This is a genomic window from Pusillimonas sp., assembly GCF_044464525.1.
GTDB lineage: Bacteria > Pseudomonadota > Gammaproteobacteria > Burkholderiales > Burkholderiaceae_B > Pusillimonas.
The window spans coordinates 1-16,896 of record NZ_JBIQLE010000012.1; the positions used below are offsets into that span (position 1 = coordinate 1).

A 16,896-nucleotide genomic window follows, 5' to 3' on the forward strand; every position below is an offset into this window, starting at 1 on the left:
CCACCTGCGCTACATGGTGGGGGGGCGGTCTGCGCTGGCCGAACACGAAATGCTGTTTCGCTTTGAGTTTCCCGAGCGGCCGGGCGCCCTGGCCCGCTTCCTGCAAGCAATGCACCCTGACTGGAACATCAGCCTATTCCACTACCGCAATCAAGGCGACGATTATGGGCGCGTCCTGGTGGGTATCCAATTGCCGCCCGGCAGCAACAAGACAGACGTGAAGGGTTTTTTGGAATCGCTGGGTTATCCATACTGGAACGAGACCAACAACCCCGCTTACCGCTTGTTTCTGTAAGCGCGCCACAAGCCTTGCCGCTACGGCAGCTTGTGGCAAGCCGCCGGTTCGGAAGAAAAGGGGTATGGAGCTGGCCTGCAGCTTCGACTTAGAAGCTGCAGACGCTATAAAGCGGCAGGCCGGTTTCCTTGAGCGCCTTGGAACCGCCCAGCTCGGGCAGGTCGATGATGGAGGCCGCCTCGACCACATTGGCGCCCAGGCGTTGCAAGAGCTTGGCGGCCGCCAGCATGGTTCCGCCGGTGGCGATAAGGTCGTCGATCAGCAATACGCGCTGGCCGGGCTTGACGGCGTCGGAGTGCATCTCGACCGTGGCGTTGCCGTACTCAAGCGTGTATTCTTCGGCCAATGTGTGGAAAGGCAGCTTGCCTTTTTTTCGCACGGGAACGAACCCCAGATTAAGCTCGTAGGCCAGCACCGAACCCAGGATGAAACCCCGTGCATCGACACCGGCAACCAGGTCGAGCCGCTGGCGCATGTACCGGTAGACGAACAGGTCGACCAGCACCCGGAACGATTGCGGGTCTTGCAAAACCGGGGTGATATCACGGAAGGTAACGCCGGGCTTGGGCCAATCGGGAACACTGCGTATCGCGTCGCGAACGTAGTTGACGGGATCTTTATGCATGGAAGTAGACGAAGAGTCCTGGGATGGTGTGCAGCAGTAACTATACCTCCAATCAATCCATTAAAGGAGCCGCTTTTGGCCTTGGGGCGGCCAGCGTTTAAAATCAATCAATGAAAAGCACGCATCCACCGACTGCTTCCGAATCCATCGCCTCGGCGCATCGTACCCTGTCAATCGAAAGCAGGGCGCTTACCGCGCTGCGCGACCGCCTCGACGACGACTTTGCACGCGCCGTCCAGATGGTGCTGGCTTGCGAAGGCCGCGTCGTCGTCAGCGGCATAGGCAAATCGGGCCACATCGCACGCAAGATCGCCGCCACGCTGGCCTCCACGGGCACGCCTTCGTTTTTCATGCACGGCGTCGAAGCGCTGCATGGCGACCTGGGCATGCTAACCAGCCGCGACATGGTGCTGGCTATTTCCTATTCCGGCACGGCAAGTGAACTACTCACCGTCCTGACTATCGCCAAACGCATGGGTATCCCCCTTATTGCCATTACCGGCCATCCTCAGTCGCAATTAGCCGTCAACGCCGATTTGCACCTTGATGTCCACGTCGAACAAGAAGCCTGCCCGCTCAACTTGGCGCCCACCGCCAGCACCACTGCGACGCTGGCCCTGGGCGACGCAATCGCCGTGGCCTGTCTCGAGGCGCGAGGATTCAGCTCGGAAGACTTCGCCCGCTCGCACCCGGGCGGAGCCCTGGGCAGGCGGCTGCTGACACTGGTTCGCGACATCATGCGGGCAGGCGAGGCGTTGCCCATTGTGCGCACTGACACTCCCATCCCCAAGGCGCTCGAAGAAATGTCCCGTAAAGGCATGGGCATGACCATCGTCGTCGGCGATGACGGCAGGCCGGTGGGCATCTTCACAGACGGCGATCTACGCCGACTGATCTCGTTGCGGGGCGATATCCGCGCCCTGACCGTAATCGACGGCATGTCCCACAATCCCAAGACCGTTGCGCCCGCCTCATTGGCCGTCGAGGCGGCCACGCTCATGAACGACAACCGCCTGACCCAGGTTCTCGTCGTCGACGAAGACGGGCTACTATTAGGCGCCCTGCACATGCACGACCTGCTGGCAGCCAAGGTAATCTGACCATGACACCTGAAATCACTCCTCCCCACCCGGCCGAAGCGCTGATACTGACCAAAGCTCCCGCCGCCGCCGTCGAGCGGGCCCGCCAAGTGCGTCTCATGGTCTTCGACGTCGACGGCATCCTGACCGACGGCAGCCTCTGGTACGGTGAAAACGGCGAAACCATCAAGCGTTTCAACGCCCTCGACGGCCACGGCTTGCGCCTGATGCGCGAAGGCGGGGTCGCCGTGGCCCTGATCACAGGCCGCGAAGGCCCCATCCTTTCCCGGCGGGCCGCCGAACTGGGCATCTCATTGGTGCTTCAAGGCGTTCGCGACAAGGCCCAGGCTCTTTCAGAGCTGGTGCGGGAACAGGGCCACACCCTCGATCAGGTCGGCTTCATGGGCGACGACATCCTAGACTTGGCCGCAATGCAGCGCGTGGGTTTTGCCGCCAGCGTGCCCAACGCTCCGCCATACATTACACAGGCCGCCCATTGGGTCGCTTCGCGCGAAGGCGGCTACGGCGCCGCACGCGAGTGCTGCGACCTGATCCTGGCCGCCCAGGGGCGCCTTCGTCATTTTTTCTCGCCCAACGCCGTGATTCTGGGCGGCATCACACAATAAGCCATGAAAGAACGCCTACCGGCGCTGATCGCCATCGCCCTGCTGCTCTTCCTGGTCGTCGGCACGTGGTGGGCGGCCGACTACACCCAGCGCGCGGTGTCCATAGAGGCTCCCCGTCGCATTACCCACGAGCCGGATGCCTGGTCGACCAACTTCGTCATGGTGCGCACGGATGCCGACGGCATGGCCGTCAACCGCATGGAAGGCGACTATCTCGAGCACTTTCCCGATGATGACTCGTACGAGGTGAGCCAGGCCCGGGCCATAGGCCAACGCGCCGACTCGCCCATCACCATCGGCACCTCGGACACGGCCATCATGGACCGCGACGGGTCACGCATCATCATGCGCGGCAACGCCCATTTGCACCGCAAACCGTACGAAGACCGCGCCGCACTGGATGTCAACAGCGATGAACTGACACTGCTGCCCGACGAGGATGTGGTCTTCACCGACCTGCCGGCCGTGGTCGTCAACGGAAAATCCACCATGGTGGGCACGGGCATGCGGTACGATAACGCCAAGCGCACACTTCAGGTTTTTTCGTCCAGCGACGTGCGGATCTCCGCCGAAGACGCCCAGGGCTCCCGTTCAAAAAACTAAGGCTCCCAAGAAAACGACCATGAATCCACGACCCTCTGACCGACTCTATCTTTGGCTGTGCGCCGCGGCACTCGCCTTGGCAACAACGGCTGCCTCCGCCCAGCAGGCCGCCCCCGAGGAAGAGCCCGACACGCTGATTTTGTCCGACACCCTCAATTACAACGACGCCACCAAAGAAAGCACCTTTACGGGCAATGTCATCATGACGCGAGGCCTCATGACCTTGCACGCCGATACTCTGGTCATGAGCGAAGACCCTGAAGGCTTCCAGCACGGCGTTGCCACCGTTTCGGGCACAAGTAAACGGGTCACGGTCCGCCAGGAAAACCCCGAGAAATTCGAGCTGATCGAAGCCGAGGGCTTGCGTGGCGAATACAACGGCAAAACCGATGAAATCGAAATGATCGGCCAAGCCATTGTAACTAAATTTATCTGCGGCAAGCCGCTCGACACCATACGTGGCGAACGGGTCAAGTACAACCAAACCACCAATGTCTACCAAGCCTACGGAGGCCCGCAGTCTTCCGCCCAAGGAGGACGCGTCCGGTCACTGGCTACACCCAGCGCCAAGGCCGATGCCGCCGCCGAGGCATGCCGGCAAAAATCGAAAAACGGCTGATACGCCCGCCGTGCGCACTCAGCCCCCAGACCTTTTCCTGACAAACCACCTATGTTTTCTTCCGCCAAGTCGCGCTCCGGCACGACCCGTCCCCCCAGCGACCAGCCGGGCAGCCTGAAAGCGACCGGCCTGCGCAAGACCTACGGCAAACGCACGGTCGTACGCGACGTGTCGCTGTCGGTGGACAGCGGCGAAGTCGTGGGGCTGCTTGGCCCCAATGGCGCCGGCAAGACCACCAGCTTCTATATGATCGTGGGCATCGTACCGACAGACGCCGGGCGCATCGAAATCGACGGCACTCACATCACCGCCATGCCCATGCACAAGCGCGCACGCCTGGGGCTGTCGTATTTGCCGCAAGACGCATCAGTGTTTCGACGCCTGACAGTAGAAGAGAACATCAGGGCGGTTCTCGAGCTTCAATACGATGCCGACGGACGCGCCCTTTCGTCCACACGCATCGGCGAAAGCCTGGAAACCCTTCTGGACGAGCTGCAGATCGGCCACATTCGCCGCAACACGGCAATATCGCTGTCGGGCGGCGAACGCCGCCGGGTTGAAATCGCCCGCGCCCTGGCCACCAACCCCAGGTTCATCTTGCTGGACGAGCCCTTCGCCGGCGTGGACCCCATCGCGGTAATCGAAATACAGCGCATCGTGCATTTTCTAAAAGGGCGCAATATCGGCGTTCTGATTACCGATCACAACGTACGCGAAACCCTCGGAATCTGCGACCGGGCCTACATTATCAGCGAGGGAAAGGTGCTGACCAATGGGCACCCCAGCGAGATCATCGACAACGAGGCCGTGCGCAAGGTTTACCTGGGAAAAAACTTCAAGATGTAGGCGCTGCGCGCCCTTGCGGGCCGAAGCGGCCCTGGGGGTTTTGCCGTATCCGCATATTATGGGGGCTTCTTGATCTTTCTCAAAGAGAGGATTCATCCCACTTGATTTAGTTTTTTCAGGCGATACACTGAAACTGTGTCAACTTCATAACAAGGAGAATTTTTCATCCTCACAACGCGCATCCTGCGCACACTGTTACTACAGGAGAGCGGTACATGAACCTGAACATCACTGGTCGTCATCTAGAACTCACCCCCGCCATCCGTGCCTATGTCAAGAACAAAATGTCACGGGTTGCACGACATTTCGACAATGTCATCGACACCCAGGTCATGCTCTCAATAGAGCGTCTGAAACACACTGCCGAGGTCACCATGCGCCTGCGTGGCAAAGATATCCACTGCGAGGCCTCCGACGAAAATCTCTACGCAGCCATCGACCTGTTGTCCGACAAAATCGATCGCCAGGTCATCAAGTACAAAACCAAGATGCAGGATCATGCCCACGAGCCTGCCAAAAGGCAGCCAATAGGCGCATAACACGCACGCCAGCAATACAGGGTTGCATTCCCGGCGCCAAAGCCGAGGCCTGCACCCTGAAGCCCCCTCGCCGTATTCGGCACGCAACGTTATCGGGGGGTATACCGGGCCCCATTCATTCGACTGGGGCCTTTGGCTTTCTATGTGGGCTCATATACCCATATAATGCCCGATATGAATCTCATGTCGCGTATCCTGCCACTGGAAAACATTGCTCTCGATATCGAGGCCACCAGTAAGAAACGAGCGTTCGAGCAAGCCGGCCTGCTTTTTGAGAACCATCATGGCATTGCCCGAACCGCCGTTTTCCAAAGCCTGATAGCCCGCGAGCGCCTCGGCTCCACCGCGCTTGGGCACCATATCGCGGTGCCCCACGGACGCATCAAGGGGCTCAAAGAGCCATGCGCGGCGTTTGTGCGCCTGGCAGACCCGGTACGCTTCGATGCCAGCGACGGCCGACTGGCAAATCTGCTGTTCTTTGTCTTGGTGCCCGAAACCGCCACCCAGTTGCACCTCGACCTTTTGGCCGAGATCGCGCGGCTGGTATCGAACCCATCGCTGCGGCAGGTGCTGTCCACCGAAACCGACCCGGCCGTTATCCATCGCCTGCTTACCACCGACGTCGCCACGGCCGAATAAGACAAGAAGGCTGCCATGCTGACAGTTCAGGAACTCATTAACGAAAACTCCGACAAGATTTCGTTCACCTGGGTCGCCGGCGAAGAAGGCTCTGATCGGGTGATCCCCAACGAAGGCCTGTCGGGCGCCGACCTGGTCGGGCACCTGAATCTGATACATCCGGCGCGCGTCCAGGTATTCGGAAAAGAAGAACTAAGCTACTACATCCGGGTCGAGCCCCGGCGCCGCATTCATCATCTCGACGACCTTGTCGCCGGAGGCGTGCCCGCCATCGTTCTGGCCGGCGACCTCAGCGTACCCGACGATCTCAAGCAGTTTTGCCAAGACCAACGCATTCCCTTGCTGTCGACGCCCATCGAAGCTGCCGAGCTCATCGAGCTGCTGCGTTTCTATCTGGGCAAGCGACTCGCCCCCAGCACCACCGTGCACGGCGTCTTCATGGATGTCCTTGGTCTGGGTGTACTGATCATGGGCGATTCCGGGCTCGGAAAAAGCGAACTCGCGCTTGAGCTTATTTCGCGCGGCCACGGCCTGGTGGCCGACGACGCGGTCGAACTTTCCCGCATTGCTCCTAATCTCATTGATGGACACTGCCCGCCCCTGCTGCAGAATTTACTCGAAGTGCGCGGCCTCGGGCTACTCGACATCCGAACCATATTCGGCGAAACCTCGGTGCGCCGTAAAATGAAACTCAAGCTGATCGTTCAGCTTGTACGCCTCAATGCCGATGCATTCGAGCGCTTGCCGGTCCAAGACCTTACCCAAGACATTCTTGGCATCCCCATCCGCCGCGTCATGCTGCAAGTGGCCCCGGGCCGGAACCTCGCGGTGTTGGTCGAAGCAGCCGTGCGCAACACCATTCTTACCTTGCGGGGCATCGACACCATGGGCGACTTCATCGAGCGTCAAGCTTTGGCCATAATGGAAAGCAGCCGCCCCGATTAGGGCCAATTCAATACTAGAAGGACAAGCCCATGAGCAGTATCCACACAACGAGGCATCTTGCGTTGGCAGGCGCCCATGCAACAAGGGCCGTCTGCATTCCGGCATGCTGAAGATAGTACTGATCACAGGCATTTCGGGCTCAGGCAAATCGGTCGCCTTGCGCCTGCTCGAAGATTCCGGCTATTTGTGCGTCGACAATCTTCCTGTACGGTTTTTACATGACTTCATCGCCAGTACCCGGGAAGACGGCCTTGAGCGCGTTGCGGTCGCCATCGACGTGCGCTCGCCCGGCGAGCTCGAAGATCTGCCCGCGGTCATTACGGCGCTCCGCGCCAGCGGCACCGAGTTCCGCGTCGTCTTCCTTGATTCCAACGACCATACGCTGCTGCAGCGCTATTCTGAATCGCGTCGGCGGCATCCACTGACAGACCGGCTTACCAAAGACGGCAAATCACCGTCGTTGCAAGAATGTATTGATACCGAGCGCGAGCTGCTCGCCCCTTTGCGCGAACAAGAACACGTCATCGACACTTCAGACCTGACCCCGGGCCAATTGCGCGCCTGGATGCGCGACCTGGTGCAGGCCGACCGGTCTTCGGTCGTGCTGACGTTTGAGTCGTTCGCCTACAAGCGTGGCGTACCGGGCGACGCCGACCTGGTATTTGACGTGCGCTGCCTTCCCAACCCCCACTACGACCGTGAATTGCGGCCCCTTACGGGGCGAGACGACGCGGTTGCCAAGTGGCTGGCCCAGTTTGGCAGCGTCGAGACCATGATCGAGGACATCGCCGGCTTCATACGCCGCTGGCTGCCTTTGTATATGCAAGATACGCGCAATTACCTGACCGTGGCGGTAGGCTGCACGGGCGGGCAGCATCGGTCGGTCTATGTTACCGAACAGCTTGCGCGCCGCTTCGCCGATCACTCGCCGCTGCTGATACGCCACCGCAACCAACCGCCGATAGAAATACCATGAGCCGCGTTCGAGCCCCGGCTGCCCTGATGTCCCTTTGCGCGGCCTTGGTGCTGGCCGGCTGCGGCTCGACAGGACACAAAGGCGGCGGCTATTACAAAGACGACGGCCCCGGGGCCAACATCCCGGCCAATATCCTGAATACGCCTGATGCAGTGCCGCGCATAGAATCTTACGCGCCGGCGAATATGCGGCCCTACCGGGTATTGGGCCGAAACTACGTGCCGATAACGTCCGGCAAACCGTTCCGCCAGACGGGCGTTGCCTCCTGGTATGGCAAGAAATTCCATGGCCGTAAAACCGCCAATGGCGAAACCTACGACATGTACGCCATGAGTGCCGCACACCCCACCCTGCCGCTGCCCAGCTATGCCCGCGTAACGCGGCCCGATACAGGGAAGACAGTCGTGGTGCGCATCAACGACCGGGGGCCTTTTCACAGCGGTCGTGTAATCGACCTCTCATACACTGCGGCAGCCAAACTGGGGCTGATCGGCTCCGGAAGCGGAAAAGTGGTGGTGGAAGCGATTACGCACACGGAAATCGCCCAAGCCCAGGCCGGCAAAACCCACACGGCACTCGCAAACCAAGGTTCGGGCCTAACGACGCAGCCGAACCAGCCGGCACCCGCCGAATCCAGCGAAACCATGGCCGTCGATTTGAACAATGCGGTAGCCGTCAAACTGGAAAACGACACCACCAACGTGGTGCCCGACGCGCTGGCGGTGCTGGATGGCCAGGCCGGCACGCCCGTCTTTACCACCCAGGCCGCGTATGACGCGAGCCCCAACGACACAGCCACACCAGCACCCACGCTGGAAGACGACGGGAATTCGGGGATATTTCTGCAGTTCGGGGCGTTCAGCGGGCAGGTAAACGCCGAATCACTCGCCGATCAGTTGAACAAGCAGATCGCGCTGGTGGAAAGCCGCCGGGCCCAGGTTATAGCGTCGAGCGATCTTTATCGCGTCCGGATCGGGCCTTACTCGAGCCGTACGGAGGCCGTCAATGCGGCGCTGCGTATCCAGGAACAAACAGGCGCGCGAGCGACGGTAGCCACCCGAGATTAGCCGCGCCGGCCTACGCTTCGGCGCTCGAAAAAGTGGGCTTGCCGCGAACACCCCCTGCCTAGCGCTTACGTTCAAGCGCAGCCGCATACAACACATCGCGCGATAAGCCGCTTATCTTGGCCGCCGCGCGCGCCGCGTCCCGGACACTGGCGATTTCAAGCAGCGTATCAAGCAGGCTTAGCACGGCGGCATCCAGCTCGTCTTGGGCGGGCTCGGCGGCCGGCTCGTGAACAATCAGAACGAATTCGCCCTGAGCGCGGTGGGCATCGCCTGCAAGCCATGGCTCAGCCTGCCCCAGCGGCAAGGTAACCACCTCTTCGAAACGCTTGGTAAGTTCACGCGCAATGGTCAGCTCGCGCTGGGGGCCGCAAACCTCCTGCAGATCTTTCAGGGCCGCGGCAAGGCGATGCGGCGATTCAAACATGACGACGGGGGCGGAAATAGCCGTCCATTGCCGAAGCCATTTTTGTCTCGCGGCCGACTTGGCGGGAGCAAAGCCCGCGAACACAAAGGCTGGATTCTCATCAGAGGTGGCGCCGCTGGCCATCAACGCCGTAATAACCGCGCTGGCGCCGGGAATAGCGACCACCGCGTACCCCGCCTCGCGCACTACCCGCACCATGCGCGCGCCTGGGTCGCTGACCCCCGGAGCGCCCGCATCGGAGATAAGCGCCACCCGCTCGCCTTTCTCGAGCCGTTGAAGCACTGCCTGGGCCGCCGCAGCCTCGTTGTGACGATGCGCAGCGACGAGTGGCGTGGATATGCCCCAGGCATCGAGCAAAGCGCGGCTGGCACGCGTATCTTCAGCGGCGATAACATCGCATTGCACCAGGGTCTGCCAGGCGCGCAAGCTCAGGTCGCCCAGGTTGCCGATGGGGGTCGCGACCACATACAAGGCCGAGTCAGGCCAATTCTGACCGGCCACCTTTTGGGCGAGACGATTCCATGTCGTGGTGAAGTCGGGCGTGGCGGTTTGGCTCATACTGGTCGTCGGTGCATGTCGGAGAAGTTCAATGCTCGATGATACGTCAGACCCTCGTACGCTGGCTCGCATCGCACAGCACAAAGCCATTCGGCGACGCAGGCGCGCGGCGCGACGAAAACCTTGTACGCCCCCCAGCGCGCCGCCCGACGCGCCCAGGTTATCACCCACCCAACGCCAGGGAAACAGGGCAGAAGATAGGGCAGCCGCGCATGTTGAGCGTGCTGGGGCCCGGATACTGGGGCGAAACCTGCTGTGTCGGGCCGGCGAAATCGATCTTGTCTGTCTGGATGGCGCCGTGCTCGCCTTTATCGAAGTGCGGCATCGGCACGACTCGCGTTTCGGCGGCGCCGCCGCCAGCGTCGACCACATCAAGCAGCAGCGGCTGGCCCGGGCTGCTTCATATTTTCTTCCCCGCCTCGCACAACGCCATTTCAATGGGCGAACACCCCGCTGCCGCTTTGATGTCATCGCCATCGACGGAGTGGAACTTACCTGGCTCAAGGGAGTGTTCGAAGCCATGAGATAATGGCGGTCATGGACATGACTTCTCGCATGACATCGCATTTCGACGATGCAATTGAAACTTTCAAGGCCAGTTCGCAGGCCCTGGCTCGGCCGTTATCCAACGCGGTCGACCTGCTTTTCAGCGCCCTGGCCAACAACAACAAGATTCTCGCCTGCGGCAATGGCGGGTCGGCCGCCGACGCACAGCACTTCATCGCCGAGATGGTCGGCCGCTTCGAGCGCGACCGCCTGCCGCTGGCGGGCATCGCGCTCAACACCGACACTTCCATCCTTACCGCAGTAGGCAACGACTACGGCTTCGACGCCGTATTCGAACGACAGGTGAATGCACTGGGGCAACCCGGCGACGTCCTGGTGGCCATTTCCACCAGTGGGAACTCCCCCAATGTCCTGCGGTCCATAGAAGCAGCCCATGATCGAGAAATGTCCATCATTGCCGTCAGCGGCAAGGGCGGCGGAAAAATCAATGAACTGCTCTACGAAACCGACGTCCACCTATGTGTGCCGCATGATCGCACCATGCGCATACAAGAGGTCCACATTCTGCTCCTTCATGCTCTATGCGACGGCATAGACGCCCTGCTTCTCGGAGACACGCTCTAATGAACCTGCCTCACCGCTTTTCGAAAATACTGCTCGCTCTTTGCGTTCCCGCGGTCTCGCTCGGTGCTCTGTCAGGCTGCGCCCCGCTGGTCGTGGGCGGCGCCGCAGCCACCACCGCCGTCGTTGCCGCCGACCGCCGCACCGCCGGAGAACAGGTTGAAGACCAGGCAATAGAACTTAAGATCGGCTCCGAAATGCGCAAGCTGCTCGGCGAAAATGGCCGTGCTTATGCCGTGTCGTACGCGGGCCGGGTACTGCTTCTTGGCGACGTGCCCACCGAGCAGGACAAACAGCGCGCCCAAGAGCTGGCCTCCGGCGTCGAAAAGGTGGAACAGGTGTATAACCAGCTGCGAGTGGGCGAGATCACCCCGGTCAGCGTGCGCACCAACGACAGCTGGCTCAGCACCAAGGTCACCACCACCCTCATCAATACCAAAGACGTCCCCACTCGAACCATTGTCGTTAAAACCGAGCGCGGCGTCGTCTACCTTATGGGGCGCGTCACCGAGGCCGAGAGCCAGCGCGCCGCCAAAGCGACGGCGGGGGTCGGCGGCGTCAATAAAGTTGTAAAATTGTTCGAGATCGTCGCTGCTGAAAGCCTCGCCACCGGCGCCAGCTCGGTAGCGCCGACGCAAGAATCCTCCGCGCCTGCGTCAGATATGCAATCCGACCCGGGTTCATCCGACGTACAAACCATGCCTGTCCAATGAAAAAGCTATTTCTCGGCCTTGCCGCCCTGATTGCCGTGGCTGGAATCGGCCTATGGCAATTTTCGGGCTCCGCCAAAGCGGCCCCCCAAGTTACCTTCACCTCGCTGGATGGGCACCGCTTCACCACAGAAGATCTGCGCGGCAAGGTGTTCCTGGTGAAGTTCTGGGCCACAAGCTGCGTCACCTGTGTGCAACAGATGCCCGACACCATCGAAGCCTACAACGAATACTCCGACCAGGGCTACGAGGTCATAGCGGTCACGATGGACTACGATCCGCCCGAATACGTCCGAAATTTCGCCGCGTCACGGCAATTGCCGTTTACCGTCGCCATGGATACCTCAGGTGAAATCGCCAAAGCGTTCGATGACGTCAAGCTCACGCCCACGGCCTACCTGGTCGACAAACAAGGCCGCGTCATCAAGCGCTACCTGGGCAACTATGACAAAGTCGCGTTTCGCAAAACTGTCGAGCGGGCACTGGCCGGCTGATCCGCAGGCCGGCCCCGCAACGTCAAACCCGAAAGCCGCCGGCGCTTTCGGGTTTTTCACAGCCTTCATCTCAATTCAGCCATGACTACAGCCCCCACCGATTCCTCGCCTCATTCCTCTACCGTCAAGGCCGACGTCCTGTCCGAGGCCCTGCCTTATATCCGTCGCTTTCATGGCAAGACAGTTGTCGTCAAGTACGGCGGCAATGCCATGATCGAGGAAGAACTGCAACGCAGCTTTGCGCACGATGTCGTGCTGCTCAAGCTGGTCGGCCTGAACCCTATTGTCGTGCACGGCGGCGGCCCGCAGATCAACGATGCGCTCAAGCGTATCGGCAAACAAGGCAATTTCGTCCAGGGCATGCGAGTTACCGACGCTGAAACCATGGAGGTCGTCGAGTGGGTCTTGGGCGGCCAGGTGCAGCAGGATATCGTCATGATGATCAATGAAGCCGGCGGGAAAGCCGTCGGCCTGACCGGCAAGGACGGTCGCCTCATCCAGGCCCGCAAAAAACTCATGCCGGATGCGGAAAACCCGGGCGAATGGCTGGACATCGGCTACGTGGGCGATATCACCCACGTCGAACCGGCGGTCGTCAAAGCCCTGCAAGACGATCAGTTCATCCCTGTGATCTCTTCCATCGGCTACGGTGAAGACGGGCGCGCCTACAACATCAATGCCGACCTGGTGGCCGGCAAGATCGCCGAAGTGCTGGGTGCTGAAAAACTCATCATGATGACCAACACCCCGGGGGTGCTGGACAAAAACGGCGAACTGCTGCGCAGCTTGTCTGCACAATCCATTGACGCCCTCTTCAAGGACGGCACCATCTCGGGCGGCATGCTGCCCAAGATATCGTCCGCGCTCGAGGCCGCGCGCAACGGCGTCAACTCGGTACACGTTGTCGACGGCCGCGTCCCTCATTGCCTGCTTCTCGAGATCCTGACCGATCGTGGTGTCGGAACCATGATCAGCTCTGCCTAGAGGTTTGTCCCAATGAATGTCATGCCGGCCACAGCGGGCCGGCGATTGCTTACGCCCGCAGCACCGCATCGTCCCCGCAGCCGTGTCGCACCCTCGTCGCAGCAAGGCGACCCTGAGCAACAACGCGTCTGGCTGTTCGACCTGGACAACACCCTGCATGATTGTTCCATAGGAATCTTCGACGCCATCGACCGGAACATGACAGAGGCGATCATGGAGGCGCTCGACGTCGATATGGGCGAAGCTCATCGCCTACGCGTGAAATACTGGAGACGCTACGGCGCCACGGTGATCGGCCTGGTGCGACATCACGGCGTCAATGCGGACGCCTTCTTAGAGCGCAGCCACCGCTTCGATGCTGCTGCACTGGTGCATTCGGAAGGCGGCCTGTCGCGCAAGCTGCTCGGCCTGAAAGGGCGTAAAATACTTCTGACCAACGCCCCATTGAAATACGCGCGCACGGTGCTCAAGACCCTCGGCATCCTGCAACAATTCGAAGGGCTGTGGGCCGTAGACCATATGGTGCTGCAAGGACGCATCCGGCCCAAGCCTTCGCGCGCCCTGATGAGACAGGTGTTGGCGCGTGTGGGCCAGCCTGCATCCAGGGTCGTGCTGGTCGAAGACACCCTCAAGAACCTCAAGGCGGCACGAGAGCTCGGCATGAAAACCGTTCATATCTTCCACCCGGGCACGCCGTTCTCAGGCCTGCATGCGGGCCGCTGCGACTATGTCGACGTTCGCATAAACTCGATCGGCCAGCTCCTCACCGGCCGCCACAACTTGCACGCTTAAGCCGTTCATCGCCGCATTCGGTTCCGGATACGTCCATGCCTAAACAGCCATCCGCCAAACAGGTCGCCATCCTGGCAACACTTTCCGGCATGCTGGAAAGCCCCGGTGCAATCCGCATCACGACGGCGGCGCTGGCCAAGTGCCTGAATCAGTCCGAAGCCGCCCTGTATCGGCATTACGCCGGCAAAGCCGCCATGTTCGAGGGCCTGATTACCCTGACCGGCGATCAGCTCCTTGAAGACCTTGCCCATATCGCAGCCACCGAACCACAAGGCAAGGCAAGACTGCGCAAGCAAGTTCATGCCTTGCTCTTGTTCGTAGAGCGGCATCCAGGCGCAGCACGGGTGTTAACGGGCATAGCGCTGACCGGCGAAGACCCCTCGTTGCAAGAGCAGGTCAATGCTCTGCTGCGGTCTGTCGCGGATGTGCTTGAACAAAGCGCCCGACTCGAATCCCAGCAAGACAAGCATGAAGGCGGCGAAGCCGCGCTAACCGCGGACGTCCTGCTTGAGTGGGTGCTGGGCCGATGGCTGCGCTACGCTCAAAGCGGCTGGCAGGCCAAGCCTACTGCCGACCTGCCTCGCAGGCTATCGTTGCTCGGGCTGTAGTTTCCCGGGCCGCCATGCCCGACCGATAGAATCATCCCAGCCCCTGTGTTCAACGATGGGCGCACACGGGACAAGCCGGATCCCGTTGGAGACGTATGCTGCTCCATTGCATGGTAAGGGCATCCAGACATAGCAGGCGGCCCGTCAGGGCCTGGCCCATGCCCGTGATCAGCTTGATCGCCTCAGCCGCCTGCGTGCTGCCTATGATGCCCACCAAAGGGCCCAGCACGCCGGTGGTGGCACAACTGACCTCATCGGCATCATCGGCTTCGGGAAACAGGCAGTGGTAGCAAGGCGAGGCCGGATCGCGCATGTCATAGACACTGACCTGGCCCGCGAACCGGATGGCCGCGCCCGAAACCAGCGGCTTGCCATGCAACACACAGGCCCGATTGACCGCGTGGCGGGTGGCGAAGTTGTCGCAGCAGTCGAGCACGAGGTCGGCTTGCGCTACGACATCTTCCATGTCGCGTCCCAACAGGCGGCGGACTATGGGCTGGATCTGAACCGAAGGGTTCAACTCGTTCAAAGCCTGTTGCGCCGATATGGCCTTGGCTTGGTCGAGCCGCCCGGTGGTGTGGATTATTTGGCGCTGCAAGTTGCTCAGCTCGACAACGTCGTCGTCGGCCAGCATGATGTTGCCGACGCCTGCGCCCGCCAGATACAACGCGGCCGGAGCACCCAAGCCACCCGCGCCCACGATCAGGACGCGTGCCGCCAGCAGCTTCTCCTGCCCCTCTATGCCTAGTTCGTTGAGCAGGATATGCCGCGCATATCGCAGCAGATCCTGGTCATTCATTGACGGGAACCAGGCCGTCCGGGGTTAGCCGGAAACGCTCTATTCGCTCGGGAGGGGCGATTTGCGCGGGCTCGTCAGTTTTTTTTTCTGCCTCTGCCGTTGACGGGGTGGTTGGAGCAGCCGCAGCCGGCTCGGCTTTAGCCGCTGCGCTGCGCGGCCCGCTTTTCTGGACGGGACGGCCCTCGAGCAAGTTGATGGCCTGTTGCAACTGGAAGTCGTCAGCGCCGCCGAACTCGAACATCTTGGGATCGGGACGATCACCCTCTTCGTCTTCTTCGGCGGAAGTGACCACCTCGGGCGTCGCCATGGCGTTCTCAAGGTGATGCGCCAAGTCTGCCTCGCGGGGAAGGCGGAACAGATTTCCTTGAGCAGTATCGTCGACGGTGATGTCCGGCTCGACTCCTGTAACCTGGATGGAACGCCCTTTGGGAGTGTAGTAGCGCGCGGTGGTCAGTTTGATGCCGCTGTCTTCGCCCAAGGGCAGAACGCTTTGCACCGACCCTTTGCCGAAAGTGCGGTTGCCCAGAACTTTGGCGCGATCATGGTCTTGCAAGGCGCCGGCCACAATCTCGGACGCCGATGCCGAGCCCACGTTGACCAGCACCACCATAGGCACCGTGCGGGTCCAGTCGGGTGAACCGCTAAGCGGGTCGCTGCCGTCAGAAAAATACCGCATGTAATCGCTTCGCTTTGCGTAGTACTCGCGATTGGCCGAGGCGATGCGGCCCTTGGTGGATACGACCAGCACGTTAGGCTGCAGGAATGTGGACGAAACACCGATAGCCGCATCAAGCAGGCCGCCCGGATCGTTGCGCAAATCAAGGATCAGCGCCTTGGGCGGCTTGGATTCGCCCAGCCTGCGCAACTGATTGACCAGATCGCTGGTTGTGCGCTCTTGGAACTGAGCCACGCGCATGTAGGCGATATCGTTATCGAGCATCTTGCTGCGCACACTGCGCACCTTGATGAGGTCGCGCACAATCGTGATCACCAGGGGCTTGTCTTGTTCGGCCCGCTTGATGGTAAGCACAATGGAGGTTTTGGGTTCGCCGCGCATCAGTTTGATGGCGTCGTTGAGCGTCATGCCCTTGGTCGGCTTGCCATCGATGTGCGTGATCAGGTCGCCGGCCAGAATGCCTGCGCGCGCTGCGGGCGTGTCTTCGATGGGCGCTATGACCTTCGGCATGCCGTCTTCGCTGCCGATCTCGATGCCCAGGCCCCCGAAGCCGCCTTGCGTGATGGCTTCCATTTCCTTGAACGCCTCGGCATCAAGATATGCCGAGTGGGGGTCCAGGTCGTCGAACATGCCTTTGATGGCATCGTTGATCAGCTTTTCATCGGTAAGGGGCTCGACGTAGCTGGCCTTGATCGCCGAGAAGACGTTGGCGAACTGTTGCAGCTCTTTCAACGGCAATGGCTCGGCGCGCTGCGCCAGGGCCGATATGCCCAGACTGACCAGAATGCCACCCACTGCGCCCAGAAGCACCAAACCGAAACTGCCTACCCTGCGAGTGCCCATGCACACATTCCTGAAATGTTA

General features: G+C 60.8%; 21 protein-coding genes and 1 pseudogene. 18 read left to right on the forward strand and 4 right to left on the reverse strand.

Annotation, left to right across the window (positions count from 1 at the left end):
* A pseudogene (locus tag ACIY1O_RS08390) lies at positions 1-295 on the forward strand (threonine ammonia-lyase, biosynthetic); the annotation flags it as partial.
* Between the two features lie 88 nt (positions 296-383).
* Here ACIY1O_RS08390 and ACIY1O_RS08395 read toward each other — a convergent pair.
* Complete coding sequence (locus ACIY1O_RS08395; protein WP_397474641.1) at positions 384-920, reverse strand: adenine phosphoribosyltransferase; 537 nt, start codon at positions 918-920, stop codon at positions 384-386.
* Between the two features lie 110 nt (positions 921-1,030).
* On the opposite strand from ACIY1O_RS08395, the gene ACIY1O_RS08400 reads away from it, so the two are divergent.
* The 10 genes from ACIY1O_RS08400 (at position 1,031) to ACIY1O_RS08445 (ending at position 8,859) form a co-directional block, all read left to right on the forward strand.
* A complete protein-coding gene (locus ACIY1O_RS08400; protein WP_397474642.1) occupies positions 1,031-2,020 on the forward strand; it encodes a KpsF/GutQ family sugar-phosphate isomerase in 990 nt (329 codons plus the stop codon).
* A gap of 2 nt (positions 2,021-2,022) precedes the next feature.
* Entirely contained in the window at positions 2,023-2,625 is a 603-nt protein-coding gene (locus ACIY1O_RS08405; protein WP_397474643.1) for a KdsC family phosphatase, read from the forward strand.
* Between the two features lie 3 nt (positions 2,626-2,628).
* Complete coding sequence (lptC, locus tag ACIY1O_RS08410) at positions 2,629-3,228, forward strand: LPS export ABC transporter periplasmic protein LptC (protein ID WP_397474644.1); 600 nt, start codon at positions 2,629-2,631, stop codon at positions 3,226-3,228.
* 19 nt (positions 3,229-3,247) lie between these two features.
* Positions 3,248-3,847 carry a lipopolysaccharide transport periplasmic protein LptA gene (lptA, locus tag ACIY1O_RS08415; protein ID WP_397474645.1) on the forward strand — a complete coding sequence of 200 codons (600 nt, stop codon included), beginning with the start codon at positions 3,248-3,250 and terminating at the stop codon, positions 3,845-3,847.
* Between the two features lie 51 nt (positions 3,848-3,898).
* Positions 3,899-4,693, forward strand: a complete 795-nt coding sequence (gene lptB / locus ACIY1O_RS08420; protein ID WP_397474646.1) for an LPS export ABC transporter ATP-binding protein — start codon at positions 3,899-3,901, stop codon at positions 4,691-4,693.
* Between the two features lie 215 nt (positions 4,694-4,908).
* Entirely contained in the window at positions 4,909-5,232 is a 324-nt protein-coding gene (gene hpf / locus ACIY1O_RS08425) for a ribosome hibernation-promoting factor, HPF/YfiA family (protein WP_397474647.1), read from the forward strand.
* A gap of 174 nt (positions 5,233-5,406) precedes the next feature.
* Positions 5,407-5,871 (forward strand): PTS sugar transporter subunit IIA, encoded by a 465-nt coding sequence (locus tag ACIY1O_RS08430; protein WP_397474648.1) that lies wholly within the window; start codon positions 5,407-5,409, stop codon positions 5,869-5,871.
* Between the two features lie 15 nt (positions 5,872-5,886).
* Positions 5,887-6,816 (forward strand): HPr(Ser) kinase/phosphatase, encoded by a 930-nt coding sequence (gene hprK / locus ACIY1O_RS08435; protein WP_397474649.1) that lies wholly within the window; start codon positions 5,887-5,889, stop codon positions 6,814-6,816.
* A 103-nt stretch (positions 6,817-6,919) separates the two neighbouring features.
* Positions 6,920-7,792 (forward strand): RNase adapter RapZ, encoded by an 873-nt coding sequence (rapZ, locus tag ACIY1O_RS08440; protein WP_397474650.1) that lies wholly within the window; start codon positions 6,920-6,922, stop codon positions 7,790-7,792.
* Positions 7,789-8,859 (forward strand): septal ring lytic transglycosylase RlpA family protein, encoded by a 1,071-nt coding sequence (locus ACIY1O_RS08445; protein WP_397474651.1) that lies wholly within the window; start codon positions 7,789-7,791, stop codon positions 8,857-8,859. Before rapZ ends, ACIY1O_RS08445 begins: the two co-directional genes overlap by 4 nt.
* Before the next feature lie 58 nt (positions 8,860-8,917).
* Here ACIY1O_RS08445 and rsmI read toward each other — a convergent pair whose 3' ends face one another.
* Positions 8,918-9,841 carry a 16S rRNA (cytidine(1402)-2'-O)-methyltransferase gene (rsmI, locus tag ACIY1O_RS08450; protein ID WP_397474652.1) on the reverse strand — a complete coding sequence of 308 codons (924 nt, stop codon included), beginning with the start codon at positions 9,839-9,841 and terminating at the stop codon, positions 8,918-8,920.
* A gap of 31 nt (positions 9,842-9,872) precedes the next feature.
* Here rsmI and ACIY1O_RS08455 point away from each other — a divergent pair, with 31 nt between their 5' ends.
* From ACIY1O_RS08455 to slmA, 7 genes are all read left to right on the forward strand, one after another.
* Positions 9,873-10,370: a YraN family protein gene (locus tag ACIY1O_RS08455; protein WP_397474653.1), complete on the forward strand. Its 498-nt coding sequence runs from the start codon at positions 9,873-9,875 to the stop codon at positions 10,368-10,370.
* 8 nt (positions 10,371-10,378) lie between these two features.
* Complete coding sequence (locus tag ACIY1O_RS08460) at positions 10,379-10,972, forward strand: phosphoheptose isomerase (protein WP_397474654.1); 594 nt, start codon at positions 10,379-10,381, stop codon at positions 10,970-10,972.
* Entirely contained in the window at positions 10,972-11,682 is a 711-nt protein-coding gene (locus ACIY1O_RS08465; RefSeq protein WP_397474655.1) for a BON domain-containing protein, read from the forward strand. Before ACIY1O_RS08460 ends, ACIY1O_RS08465 begins: the two co-directional genes overlap by 1 nt.
* Entirely contained in the window at positions 11,679-12,173 is a 495-nt protein-coding gene (locus tag ACIY1O_RS08470) for a TlpA disulfide reductase family protein (RefSeq protein WP_397474656.1), read from the forward strand. Before ACIY1O_RS08465 ends, ACIY1O_RS08470 begins: the two co-directional genes overlap by 4 nt.
* Before the next feature lie 81 nt (positions 12,174-12,254).
* The gene (gene argB / locus ACIY1O_RS08475; RefSeq protein WP_397474657.1) at positions 12,255-13,157 is read left to right on the forward strand and encodes an acetylglutamate kinase; all 903 of its coding nucleotides are present in this window, start codon (positions 12,255-12,257) and stop codon (positions 13,155-13,157) included.
* 12 nt (positions 13,158-13,169) lie between these two features.
* Positions 13,170-13,949: a pyrimidine 5'-nucleotidase gene (locus ACIY1O_RS08480; RefSeq protein ID WP_397474658.1), complete on the forward strand. Its 780-nt coding sequence runs from the start codon at positions 13,170-13,172 to the stop codon at positions 13,947-13,949.
* 35 nt (positions 13,950-13,984) lie between these two features.
* Entirely contained in the window at positions 13,985-14,557 is a 573-nt protein-coding gene (slmA, locus tag ACIY1O_RS08485; RefSeq protein ID WP_397474659.1) for a nucleoid occlusion factor SlmA, read from the forward strand.
* Positions 14,558-14,606: 49 nt separating this feature from the next.
* Here slmA and ACIY1O_RS08490 read toward each other — a convergent pair whose 3' ends face one another.
* Both ACIY1O_RS08490 and ACIY1O_RS08495 read right to left on the reverse strand, forming a co-directional pair.
* On the reverse strand, positions 14,607-15,356 hold the full coding sequence (locus ACIY1O_RS08490) for a HesA/MoeB/ThiF family protein (protein ID WP_397474660.1): 750 nt from the start codon (positions 15,354-15,356) through the stop codon (positions 14,607-14,609).
* Positions 15,349-16,875 (reverse strand): S41 family peptidase, encoded by a 1,527-nt coding sequence (locus ACIY1O_RS08495; RefSeq protein WP_397474661.1) that lies wholly within the window; start codon positions 16,873-16,875, stop codon positions 15,349-15,351. Before ACIY1O_RS08495 ends, ACIY1O_RS08490 begins: the two co-directional genes overlap by 8 nt.
* Positions 16,876-16,896: the final 21 nt, after the last annotated feature.